The organism is Streptomyces sp. NPDC054834, from assembly GCF_053611185.1.
The window spans coordinates 70246-81779 of sequence record NZ_JBSGZV010000019.1 but is presented as its reverse complement, the minus strand read 5'-3'; the positions used below and the strand labels follow the sequence as shown (position 1 = coordinate 81779).

Sequence of the window (11534 nt, the reverse complement as noted above, 5' to 3'; positions counted from 1 at the left end):
GCGCACGAGCCGCGGCCCCGCCGGGCCTTTTCCGGCCCTCGCCGTCAGGGTCCGAGGGTCACCGTGATGCCGACGGTCCCCTCCCGCCCCCGGCGCAGCCGGCTGCCCAGCAGCGTCAGGCGGCCGACGATGCCGTACTTGCGGGCGATGAGACCCCGGTAGCGCTCGGTCGTGGCCGCGTCGCCGATCTCCGCGGTGGCGGGAACCTGGTCGCCGCTCGGCCGGCCGCGCACGTCGCAGGGCCCGACGAGGACGTCCGGGCGGCGGCGGATGCGCTTGACCTTCCAGGATTCGGCGGCCGTCCAGACGCCGAGCGCGGCCCCGTCCCGTACCACCCAGACCGGGGTGGCGACCGGGGTGTCGTCCTTGCGGTAGCTGGTGACGAGCAGGTACTTGCCCGCGGAGAGCCGCTCCAGCGACGAGTCGTCCATACCCGCAGTCTAGGAGGACGCCCTCTGGCCGAGCAGGGCGAGGTAGCGGCGGGCGAAGAGGTAGGCGTCGCCCGGCCAGCGCGCCGACAGGTAGGTGCCGTCCTGGACGGCGAAGGCGTGCGTGTCGTCGTCCGCGGTGCCACGCCGGGTGAGCTCCCGGGGTCCGCGCTCGAACTGCCGGGCCGGGTCGTCGAGGGCGGAGCGTACCTCGTCCTCGACGTAGGCGGGATAGGTGCGGTAGTAGCGGCCCAGCCGCCAGGCGGTGGTCCAGTAGGCGGTGCGTTCCATGTACTTGGGCAGGCAGGTCGTGCGCCGGCCCGCGAGCACGCTGCGGCCGGTCGCCGGGTCCTCGGTGCGGGCCAGCACCAGGACGCCGTGGCAGATCGCCCCGACGGGACGGCCCAGCGCCCAGAACCGGGCGACCTGGGAACGCAGTCCGGCCGAGCCGAGGTACTGCCGCATGCCGGGTGCGTGTCCGCCTGGGAGCAGCAGGCCGTCGAAGCCGGCCACGTCCACGTCCGCCCAGCCCTGTGTGGCGGTGAACTCCGGTGCCGCGCACAGCTCTTCGTAGTGGCGTTTCGGCTCGTCCGCCGCGCCCAGCTGCCCGAACAGTACGCCGGTGAGCAGCCGGGGGTCGGCGGCGGGCCGGGTCCCGGCGTGCTCGGTGGCGAAGACGACCTCGTGCCCTGCGTGGGTCAGCAGCCGCCAGGGCACGGCCACCTCGGTCACGTCGAAGTCCCGGTCGGGGAGCGGCATCAGCACGCGCATGGCCCCATCATGTCAGGGCCGCGTCACCCGAGCGCCACCGGTCACCCGAACGCCACCCGTCACCCGAGCGCCGCCGCCATCCGCCGCACCCCCTCCGCGATCACCTCCGGTGAGGTGGCCAGGTTCAGCCGTACGTGCCCGGCACCGCCCGTGCCGAAGGGGATGCCGGAGCTGAGGGCGACCCGGCCGCGTTCCAGGAAGACCTCCGCCGGGTCGTCCCCCAGGCCGAGGGCCCGGCAGTCGAGCCAGGCCAGGTAGGTGGCCTCGGCGGGGCGGTGCCGGATCGCGGGCAGGTGCTCGGCCAGCAGCCGGGCGAGCAGCCGCCGGTTGTCGTCGAGGCCGGCCAGCAGGGCGTCCAGCCAGCCCGTGCCGTCCCGCAGGGCGGCCGTGTGGCCGATGACGCCGACATGGCTCGGGCCGTGGCTCACCTCCTCGGGCAGCCGGGCCAGGTCGGCGGCGGCCGACGGTCCGGCGACGGCCAGCGCGGCCTTGATCCCGGCCAGGTTCCAGGCCTTGGACGCCGACATCAGCGACAGTCCGTCCTCCCCGCCCGGCACACTCAGATACGGCACGAAGGCGGCGCCGGCGGCGACCACCGGGGCGTGGATCTCGTCGGCCACGACCCGCACGCCGTAGCGTCCGGCGAGCGCGGCGACGGCGGCCAGTTCCTCGGCGGTGTGCACGGTGCCGGTCGGATTGTGTGGGCTGCACAGCAGATACGCGGCCCGCCTGCCGCCCGCGACCGCCGCACGGAAGGCCTCCTCCAGGACACCGAGGTCGATCCGCAGCCCCGCACCGAGCGGGGCCTCGACCACGCGCCGGTCCATGTGCGTGACGAACTGGAAGAACGGCGGATAGACCGGCGGGTTGACCACCACCGGATCACCGGGCCCGGTGACCAGCTTGAGCATCTCGACGACGCCCAGCATCACGTCGGGCACGATCGCGGTGCGCTCCACGGCGAGCCCGCCCCAGCCCCACCGCTCGGCGGCGAACGCGGCCAGCGCCTCGGCGTAGGCGGTGCCCGCCGGATAGCCGGTGTCACCGCGTTCCAGCGCGTCCGTCACGGCGCGGACCACGGCCGGGGCGAGCGGCACGTCCATCTCGGCGACCCACATCGGCAGCACGTCCTCGGGATAGGTGCGCCATTTCATGCTCGTACGACGTCGGAGGCGGTCGAGGGTGAGCACGCGCAGGGGATCCGGTTCACCTGGTGTGCCGTGCGAGGTGCTGGTCATGGGGCCAAGATAGGCGCCGGGGGTGTGACCCGGTACGGGGCGGGGCCGCCGCGCGCCGTGGAAAACGCCGGACGACCGGCGGAGATCAACTCCGGCGTCTAGATTGCCTTTTGACCCCTGTACCACTCATCAGGCCCCCAGGAGCTGACCGAAGTGACCGAGAATCCGGCAGTCATCGACGACGTCGCCGTGTCGCTGCGCGCCCGCATCAACACCGACCAGCCGCACACGGCCAGGATCTGGAACTACTGGCTCGGCGGCAAGGACAACTACGAGGTCGACCGCGCGGCCGGCGACCAGATCCGCGCGCTGCACCCGGGGATCGGGGAGTACGCCCGCGCGGACCGGTTGTTCCTGGGGCGGGCCGTGCGCCACCTGGCCGGTGACGTCGGCATCCGCCAGTTCCTGGACATCGGCACCGGCCTGCCCACCGCCGACAACACGCACGAGGTCGCCCAGCGTGTCGCCCCCGAGAGCCGGATCGTGTACGTCGACAACGACCCGCTGGTACTCGCCCACGCGCGGGCCCTGCTCACCAGCACACCAGAGGGCCGCACCGACTATCTCGACGAGGACCTGCGCAACGTCGACGCGATCTTCGAGCACGCCGCGAAGGCCCTGGACTTCAGCGAGCCGGTCGCGCTGATGCTGCTCGGCGTGGTCATCTTCGTCGGCGACGACGAGGACCCGTACGGCCTGGTCCGGCGGCTGGTGGACCGGCTGCCCGCCGGCAGCCACCTGGTGCTGTCGCACACCGTCACCAGCCCGGCGATGCCGGACGTGGACGAGGCGGTGAAGTTCTGGAACGAGCACGGCACGCCGAAGCTCACCCAGCGCACCCCCGAGGACGTCGCCCGCTTCTTCGACGGCCTCGACCTGCTGGAGCCGGGCGTGGTGTCCTGCTCGCGCTGGCGCCCGGAGCACGCCCACGGGGCCGAGCCGGAGGAGGTGGCCATGTTCGGCGGGGTGGGCCGCAAGCGCTGAGCGAAGAAGATCACCGGTGCGGTGAACGCCCTCGCCCCGGGCCACGTATGAAGGACAGGGCGCTCAACGACCGGAGGGCCCCGCGGTGTTGTCGAGGCACCGCGCATTCGGGGTTCGGGAGCCATGCGATGAGGCACGCACGACGACGGGTCGTCCGGCGGGCGACACAGCTGGCGGCGGTCGGCGGACTCCTGCTGGGAGGCGTCATGGTCACCCAGGCCATGGCGAGCGAGACTCCCGGCACGTCCGCCGCGCCCTTCAGTACGGCGGAGCGGGCCGGGAACACCGGCACCGCGCTGGTGGCGAAGCTCGGCACCTCCCGCACGGCGGGCAGCTGGATCGGCACCGACGGGCGCCCGGTCGTCGCGGTCACCGACGACCGGGCGGCGGCCATGGTGAAGAAGGCGGGGGCCGAGCCGAAGGTCGTCCACCACAGCATGAACGAGCTGAAGTCGGCCACCACCGCACTGCGTTCGGCGCCCCGCGTGGCGGGCACGGCGTGGTCCCTGGACTACCGGACCAACCAGGTCGTGGTGCAGGCCGACAAGACCGTGTCGGCCGCCGACTGGAACCGGCTGTCCAAGGTGGCCAAGGGCATCGGCGGCTACGTGCGCATGGAGCGCACCCAGAACACCTTCACCACCCGCCTCAACGGGGCGCAGCCGATCCTGTCGACCACCGGCCGCTGCTCGGCGGGCTTCAACGTCACCAACGGACAGAGCGACTTCATCCTCACGGCCGGCCACTGCGGTCCCTCCGGATCCACCTGGTTCGCCGACAACCAGGGCAACCAGCAGCTGGGCACGACGGTCCAGAGCAACTTCCCGGGCAACGACTTCTCCCTCATCCAGTACTCGACCGGGAAGGCCGGGGACGGCGCCGACGTGGTCGCCATCGGCAACGGCAACGGCGTCCGGATCACCGGCGCGGCCGATCCCACGGTCGGGCAGCGGGTGTTCCGCAGCGGCAGCACGAGCGGGCTGCACGACGGGACGGTGACCGGGCTCAACGCGACCGTGAACTACCCCGAGGGCACCGTCACCGGACTCATCCAGACCAATGTGTGCGCCGAACCGGGCGACAGCGGCGGCCCCATGTTCTCGGAGGGCGTCGCACTGGGCGTGACCTCGGGCGGCAGCGGCGACTGCACGACGGGCGGTACGACCTTCTTCCAGCCGATAACGAAGGCCATGTCGGCGCTCGGCGTCCAGCTGATCGTGTCGGCGCAGAACGCCACGGGCGGCCAGAACGCCTCGTCCGCGCCTTCTTCCACGGCCACCCAGAGCGCCATCGCGCCCAGCGCGGCCTCCCCCGGCTCTTCCGCCCCGGCCACCGGCACCGCGGAGGGCACCACCTTCCTGTCCCGCCTCACCGACACCAGGAACGTCGGCCCCGGCCTGCTGGTGATCGCGGGCAGCCTGATCGCCCTGGTCGCGACGCGCTACTTCCGCTCGGAACAGGACCGCAGGGCGTACCAGCGGTACTACTCGGCGACCTGGGGCTGACGACCCGGCCCGAGACGGCCGATCCGGCCGGAGACGGCATTGAGAAGGGCACCCGTGCGCTCACGGGTGCCCTGGACGATGCTGCGGGGTCGGCGAATCAGGCCGCGTGGTCCGACGGAGGCGTGGCGGCGGCCCACTCCATCACGAGCCGCTGGTACTCCTCGCGCTGCTCGGTGGTCAGTGTCCCGCCCGACCGGAGCCACAGGGCCCGGATCTCCTCGTTGACCTCCGCGGCCGATCGCTCGGAGACGGCTTCAACAGTGGTGGACATGATGTGAAGCATATGCCGATCGGCGTGAAGGCACTGTGAGTAAGTACGAGGAATTCGGACATTGCGGACCGTGTTGCTCGTCACGTCAAGAGAGCTCAAGAGAGCGGAGAGCTACGGCGAGTTCAGCTCCCGACGGTGCCGAGCACCAGCACCTGGATCGCCAGCACGGCCGCCCCGCGCGCCCAGTCGTGGAAGTCGGAGACCTTCGTCTCCAGCCCGACCGGCGCGGCCAGCGGATGGCGGCCCGCCCTGATGCCCTCGTGCACCGCCGCGCCGGCCACGTCCATCAGGCCGACCCCTTCCCCGGCGAGCAGGATCTTCTGCGGCATCACGAAGTTGGCGATCTGGGCGACCAGCGTGCCGAGCGCCCGCGCCGCCTCGTCGATCACCCGCGCGGCCATCGGCTCCCCGTCGGCGGCGCGGGCGAGGATCTCCTCGTACGTCGCATCGTGGCCGGTGGCGGCCCGGATCTGGTAGCGGATGCTCGGGATCGTGAGAAGGGACACGGCGCTGCCGCGCGCGCCGTCCGGGGTCAGCGGGCCGTGGGGCTGGATGATCCAGTGGCGCCCGAAGCCGCGGTCCTCCTCGGCGTGGGGCACCCGCTTGCCGCCGAGCACCAGCCCGTAGCCGATGCCGGCCCCGATCGTCAGCACCACGAAGCGGTCGAGGCCGCGCCCCGCCCCGAACCAGGTCTCGGCCTCCACGAGGGCGGCGACGTCGTTCTCGACGACCACCGGCAGCCCGGTGCGCTCCCCCACCAGCCGGGCCAGGGGCACGTCCCGCCAGCCCAGGTAAGGGGACTCACCGACCACGGCGCGCTCCCGCACCAGGCCGCCCACACCGATGCCGATGCCCGCGAGCGGGGCGGGGGCGCCGGCGGCGAGCTCGGCCGTCATCGCCGCCAGCACGTCGGCCACCTCGCCGGGGTCATGACCGGTGAGCGGGCGGTCGAGCCGGGCGACGACCTCGCTGCGGAGGGTGGTGACGACGCCGTAGACCATGTCGCCGGTGACCTTGAACCCGAGGAAGGCCCGGGAGCCGGCCACGACGTCCAGGGGCTGCGAGGGACGCCCCTGCCGGGTCTGGGCCGAGGTGCCCGACTCGGGCACCTCGACCAGCAGACCGGACTCGATCAGCGGTTTGGTCAGCCGGGTGAGGCTGCCCGCCGATAGGTGCAGCCGCCGGGCGAGCTCGGTGCGCGAGAGGGGGCCGTGGACGAGCACCTCGATCGCCACCGAGCGCTCCGCGGGGCTCAGTGGGTGCCATCCGGGGCCGGGTTGTTTTTGCATCAGAAGTAAGTCTGCCACCCGCGCTGGGCAGGAGGAAGGACAAAACAAGAAGTTGCGGGACCCTTGACACCTAGATTCTTCTGCTTCAAAAGTAAAGCCATGGCACCCAAGACTTTTTCCCTCGGCATCGTCGGAGCCGGACAGTTCTCCGGCCAGTTCGCCACGCTGTTCCAGGCCCACCCGGGAGTCGGCGACGTGTTCGTCACCGACCTGCTGCCGGAGCGGGCCGAGCGGCTCGCCGCCGCGCAGGGGCTCGCGGGCACCTTCCCCTCGTACGAGGCCATGCTGGAGTCGCCGGCGGTGGACGCGGTCGCGATCTTCACGCAGCGCTGGACCCACGGCCCGCTGGTCCTGCGGGCGCTGAACGCCGGCAAGCACGTGTACAGCGCCGTGCCGATGGCGATCAGCACGGAGGAGATCGCGGCGATCATCGACGCGGTCCGGGCGACCGGACTGACCTACATGATGGGCGAGACGAGCCAGTACAACCCGGCGACCGTGCACGCCCGCAACCAGATCGCCGAGGGCGCCTTCGGGCGGCTGTTCTACGCCGAGGGCGACTACGTCCACGACATGGACCTGGGGTTCTACGAGGCGTACCAGTACAGCGGCGGCGAGAACTGGAAGGCGACCGCCAGCTATCCGCCGCTGCTGTATCCGACGCACTCGGTGGGCGGGGTGCTCGGCGCCTGGGGGACGCACGCGGTGAGCGTGTCGGCGATCGGCGTGGTCGACGAGCGCGGGGACGGCGTGTTCGACAAGGAGGTCAGCCAGTTCGGCAACGACTTCTCCAACGCGACCGCGCTGTTCGAGGTGGCGGGCGGCGGATCGTTCCGTACGAACGAGTTCCGGCGGGTCGGCTACCCGTCCCACATACGCGAATCGCGATTCCGGTTCTTCGGTACGGAGGCGAGCATGGAGCAGCTCGCCACGGTCGCGCTGTGGCAGGACAAGAAGGGTGTGAAGGACATCTCGGAGCTGCTGGAGCCCAAGCCCACGATGTCGCCGGACGACCCCTCGCTCCAGCACATCGCGCCGGAGCTGCGGGCGGCCTTCACCTCCGGGTCGGCGCCGGTGCACGACCGGTCCCGGCTGCCGAGGGAGTTCGACCACCTGCACAACGGCCACGAGGGCAGCCACCACTTCCTGGTGGACGACTTCGTGACCGCTGTGGGCAGCCGCACCCTGCCGTCGGTGAACGCCTGGGTCGCGGCCCGCTACACCCTGCCGGGCATCGTCGCGCACGAGTCCGCGCGGCAGGGCGGGGTCAGGCTGGAGATCCCGGACTTCGGGGACGCGCCCCAGGGATGACGGGTCAGGTGCCCGGCTTGCGGCCGTAGACGAAGACGTCGTCGCCGGTCTTCAGCAGCGACCAGTACTTCTTGGCGTCCTTGGTGGTCATGTTGACGCAACCGTGCGAGCCCGGCGGGTTCCACATGCTGAGATTCACCGAGTGGAAGGCCTGGCCGCCGTCGAAGAACTGGCTGTAGGGCATCGGGACGTCGTAGACGCTCGAGACGTGGTCGATGTCACGCCAGTAGATCTTCTTCAGGCCGGTGCGGGTCTCGAACCCGTTCCGGCCGGTGCGCACCGGCACCGGGCCGTAGACCAGCTTGTCGCCGTCCTGGACCCAGCTCAGCTGGAGGCTGAGGTTCACACAGGCGATGCGGCCCTTGTTCACCGGGCACTTGCCGTCCTTGTCGGGGTCGTCCCCGACGGCCTTCTGCTTGTTCATGAGGTCCATCACGCCCCAGGTGACGGGACCCGCGTAGCCGACGGCGGGCGTGATGCCGTGCTTGTTCTGGAAGGCCTGGATCGCCTTGCAGTCGGTGGAGGACTGCTTTCCGTCGACCGGACGGCCCAGGAACTTCTCCACCTGCTTCTGGTACGGCCCCGCCTGTGTCGTACAACTCGCCGCCTGCGCCGGAGCGGTACCCAGTGCGAGTGTGAGCGGAGCCACAATTCCGGTGATGCCCAGCGCCACAGCGCTTCGTCTGCGTATGTCCCCCATGCCTACCTTTCGCCCTTCTGTCCCGTGCATCGTTCCCACGATGCCCGACAACTAGACCGATGCCTGGTGATGACGGTTGTAGGAACAATCACTCTGTGACGAACCGGTGAATTTCGTCACCGTGTATCAGGCCAGTTTTCCCGAAGTGGACCGGGTGGCCCGCCTCCCGTCCCTCGTACGCTGCGGCTCATGCACCCCACACTCGCCGACGACCTCTCCCGGCTCCCCCAACTCCTGGAATCCACACGCGACTTCGCCGCCCGGGAACTGGGCGGCCTGGCCGAACGGCCGGTGGCCCACTCGGAAGCGGCGCCGGCAGGAGCGCCCCTGCCGGCCGAGGGCACGGGCACGCAGGGTGCCCTCGCGTGGTTCGCCGAGCGGTGGGCGCCGGGCTTCTCGGGCTCGGCGGGTCCTCGCTACCTGGGTTTCGTCACCGGCGGTGCGACGCCCGCCGCCGTCACCGGGGACTGGCTGACAGCCGCCTTCGACCAGAACGTCTCCGGCTCCGCCGGCTCCTGGGCGGCGGCTCTGGAACACGAGACGGTGGCCTGGCTGCGGGAGCTGTTCGGACTGGGTCAGGCGCACAGCGGGGCGTTCGTCACCGGGGCGAGCGTGTCGAACACGGTGGGCCTGGCCATCGCCCGGGAGTGGCTGGGCGAGCGGCTGGGCGTGGACGTCTCCCGGGACGGTGCCGCCGCGCTCGGCCCGGTCGACGTGCTCTCCGGCAGCCCGCACTCCAGCGTGCCCAAGGCGATGTCCGTCCTCGGCATCGGGCGCGGCCGGCTGCGGACCGTGCCGTCGCTGCCGGGCGGCCGCGAGGCCGTCGACGTGGCCGCGCTCGACGCCGCGCTGGCGGAGCTGGGCGGCCGGCCAGCGATCGTGGTGGCGAACGCGGGCACCGTGAACACCGTCGACTTCGACGATCTGCGGGCGATCGCCGCCCTGAAGGAGCGGTACGACTTCTGGCTGCACGTGGACGCGGCGTTCGGCGGCTTCGCCGCACTCTCCCCCGCGTACGCGCACCTCGTGGACGGGCTGGACGGGGCGGACTCGGTCTGCGTGGACCTGCACAAGTGGCTCAACGTCCCCTACGACGCCGCCGTCCAGTTCACCCGCCGCCGCGACCTCCAGGTGGCGGTGTTCCACAACGCCTCGCCCTATCTCGGCCTGCCGGGCGGCGAGCCCGACTTCCTGCACCTGACCCCGGAGAACTCCCGGCGGCTGCGTGCCCTGCCCGCCTGGTTCTCCCTGGTCGCCTACGGCCGCGAGGGCCACCGCGAGATCGTCGAGCGGAACGTCGACCTCGCCCGGCGGCTCGGCGCGGCCGTCGACGCCCTGCCGGGGCTGCGGCTGCTGGCCCCGGTCCGGCTCAACGTCGTGTGCTTCACCCTCGCCGACGATCCCACGCCGGAGCGGGTGGGCGCCCTGGCCCGGGCCGTCGCGGACTCCGGGGAGGCGTTCCTGACGCCGACGGTGTACGGCGGGGTGCCGGGGCTGCGGGCGGCGTTCTCCAACTGGCGTACCACCAAGGACGATACGCGGCGGGTACTGGACGTACTGGCGGCAACCGCGCCCTGAGCGCTCAGCGCTGATGGACCGCGGCATGGAACCCGGTGTGCACGGCGGTGAGTCCGCCGTCGACCACGAGGGTGGTGCCGGTGATCCACGCGGCGTCGCCGGAGGCGAGAAAGGCGACCGCGGCGGCGATGTCCGCCGGTTCACCGACCCGGCCCAGCGGGTACAGGGCGCGGACGGCGTCGAGGTCGTCGTCCCGCCCTTCCCAGGCAGAGGTGCGTACCGTGCCCGGCGCCACGAGGTTCACCCGGACACCACGGGCCGCCGCGTGCCCGGCGAGGGTCCGGGTGAGGGAGCCGAGGCCGGCCTTGGCGGCGCTGTAGGCGTGGTTGCCGAAGTCCCGCAGACCGTTGACGGAGCCCACGCTGACGATGGCACCGCGTCCGGAGGCGGCGAGGTGGGGCAGCGCGGCGCGGCAGCAGCGATAGGCCCCGGTGAGGGTGATGTCGAGGTCGCGGGCCCACGCCTCGTCGGGGTCGTCCTCGAAGAGCGGCACGTCCGGGCTGCAGTGGGCGGCGCAGTTCACCAGCACGTCGAGCGAGCCGAAGGCGCCGACGGCGTGCGCGACGGCCGCCTCCACGGACTCCCGGCCGGCGACGTCGCACGCGTACGCCTCCACCGCCAGCCCTTGCCGGCGCAGCCCGGCCGCGGTCCGCTCCGCCTCGGGCACATCCCGGTCGGTCGCCAGCACCCGTCCGCCCTCCTCGGCCAGGCGCCGGGCGACGGCCGCGCCGATACCTCGGGCGGCGCCCGTGACGAGAACTCCCTGTCCTGCGAAGCGCTTGAGATCGGTCATGGGACAGACGGTACGGGCGGGACGATCAACAGGGCAGGTAGCGTGCGCGCATGTCCGCGTTCATACAGCAACTCCCCGCCCTGATCGGCGTCGTGATCGGCGCGCTCGGCTCGTATCTGGCAGTGGTACGGGGAGACCAGGCACGGTTCCGGCGCGAGCAGGCGGCCCGCTGGGAGGAGCGGCGGCTGGCGGTGTACGCCGAGTATGCGCGCACGCTGAAGAAGGCGGTCACGCTGACGTACCGGGTCGCCGCCCACCTCGGCAACGACCCGCATCCGCATCCGCTGTCCCCGGAGGAGGCGGCACCCCTGCTGGCCGAGGCCGGCCTCGCCCGGGACCCCGCCGGGGAGGCGCTGCTCCTGCTGGGCAGCCCGGCGGTGGTGGAGAAGGCCCGGGTGTGGGTCGTGACGGCGATGGAGATGGAACGCTTCCTGCGGGAACGCACACGCGACCCCGAGGCCTGGCAGGAACTGCTGGACCGGCAGCGGGCCGGCCGCGAGGGCTACTACACGGCCGTCCGAGAGGACCTGGCACTCCCACCCGGCCACTCGGCCCGCTGGCCACTGCCGTCGGAGAGCGGTCAGCGGTAGCCGGTGGTGCCGGCCGGTACGTCGGCGTCCGGACCTCCGACCGACACCGCCATGCGTCCGGGCGGCCGCCGGTCAC

The 11534-nt window shown here is 72.0% G+C and carries 12 protein-coding genes; 5 read left to right on the top strand and 7 right to left on the bottom strand.

What is annotated here, in order from left to right; genetic code table 11:
* Positions 1–44: 44 nt before the first annotated feature.
* Genes ACWGJM_RS25070 through ACWGJM_RS25060 form a run of 3 tightly spaced genes read right to left on the bottom strand, consistent with a single transcriptional unit; the run spans position 45 to position 2437 of the window.
* Complete coding sequence (locus ACWGJM_RS25070; protein ID WP_453413930.1) at positions 45–431, bottom strand: PPOX class F420-dependent oxidoreductase; 387 nt, start codon at positions 429–431, stop codon at positions 45–47.
* A gap of 9 nt (positions 432–440) precedes the next feature.
* Positions 441–1199, bottom strand: a complete 759-nt coding sequence (locus tag ACWGJM_RS25065; protein ID WP_453413929.1) for a type 1 glutamine amidotransferase domain-containing protein — start codon at positions 1197–1199, stop codon at positions 441–443.
* A gap of 59 nt (positions 1200–1258) precedes the next feature.
* Positions 1259–2437 (bottom strand): MalY/PatB family protein, encoded by a 1179-nt coding sequence (locus ACWGJM_RS25060; RefSeq protein WP_453413928.1) that lies wholly within the window; start codon positions 2435–2437, stop codon positions 1259–1261.
* Positions 2438–2590: 153 nt separating this feature from the next.
* On the opposite strand from ACWGJM_RS25060, the gene ACWGJM_RS25055 reads away from it, so the two are divergent.
* Both ACWGJM_RS25055 and ACWGJM_RS25050 read left to right on the top strand, forming a co-directional pair.
* Complete coding sequence (locus ACWGJM_RS25055) at positions 2591–3421, top strand: SAM-dependent methyltransferase (protein WP_453413927.1); 831 nt, start codon at positions 2591–2593, stop codon at positions 3419–3421.
* 128 nt (positions 3422–3549) lie between these two features.
* Entirely contained in the window at positions 3550–4926 is a 1377-nt protein-coding gene (locus ACWGJM_RS25050) for a S1 family peptidase (protein ID WP_453413926.1), read from the top strand.
* 97 nt (positions 4927–5023) lie between these two features.
* Here ACWGJM_RS25050 and ACWGJM_RS25045 read toward each other — a convergent pair whose 3' ends face one another.
* Both ACWGJM_RS25045 and ACWGJM_RS25040 read right to left on the bottom strand, forming a co-directional pair.
* Positions 5024–5209, bottom strand: coding sequence for a hypothetical protein (locus ACWGJM_RS25045; protein WP_453413925.1), 186 nt, complete (start codon positions 5207–5209; stop codon positions 5024–5026).
* A 110-nt stretch (positions 5210–5319) separates the two neighbouring features.
* Positions 5320–6486 carry an ROK family transcriptional regulator gene (locus ACWGJM_RS25040; protein WP_453413924.1) on the bottom strand — a complete coding sequence of 389 codons (1167 nt, stop codon included), beginning with the start codon at positions 6484–6486 and terminating at the stop codon, positions 5320–5322.
* Between the two features lie 99 nt (positions 6487–6585).
* On the opposite strand from ACWGJM_RS25040, the gene ACWGJM_RS25035 reads away from it, so the two are divergent.
* Entirely contained in the window at positions 6586–7797 is a 1212-nt protein-coding gene (locus ACWGJM_RS25035) for a Gfo/Idh/MocA family protein (RefSeq protein WP_453413923.1), read from the top strand.
* Between the two features lie 4 nt (positions 7798–7801).
* Here ACWGJM_RS25035 and ACWGJM_RS25030 read toward each other — a convergent pair whose 3' ends face one another.
* Positions 7802–8497 carry a L,D-transpeptidase gene (locus ACWGJM_RS25030; protein WP_453413922.1) on the bottom strand — a complete coding sequence of 232 codons (696 nt, stop codon included), beginning with the start codon at positions 8495–8497 and terminating at the stop codon, positions 7802–7804.
* A 189-nt stretch (positions 8498–8686) separates the two neighbouring features.
* Here ACWGJM_RS25030 and ACWGJM_RS25025 point away from each other — a divergent pair, with 189 nt between their 5' ends.
* On the top strand, positions 8687–10075 hold the full coding sequence (locus ACWGJM_RS25025; protein WP_453413921.1) for a pyridoxal phosphate-dependent decarboxylase family protein: 1389 nt from the start codon (positions 8687–8689) through the stop codon (positions 10073–10075).
* 4 nt (positions 10076–10079) lie between these two features.
* On the opposite strand, the gene ACWGJM_RS25020 is transcribed toward ACWGJM_RS25025, so the two are convergent.
* The gene (locus tag ACWGJM_RS25020) at positions 10080–10868 is read right to left on the bottom strand and encodes an SDR family NAD(P)-dependent oxidoreductase (RefSeq protein WP_453413920.1); all 789 of its coding nucleotides are present in this window, start codon (positions 10866–10868) and stop codon (positions 10080–10082) included.
* Positions 10869–10918: 50 nt separating this feature from the next.
* On the opposite strand from ACWGJM_RS25020, the gene ACWGJM_RS25015 reads away from it, so the two are divergent.
* Positions 10919–11458, top strand: a complete 540-nt coding sequence (locus tag ACWGJM_RS25015; protein ID WP_453413919.1) for a hypothetical protein — start codon at positions 10919–10921, stop codon at positions 11456–11458.
* Positions 11459–11534: the final 76 nt, after the last annotated feature.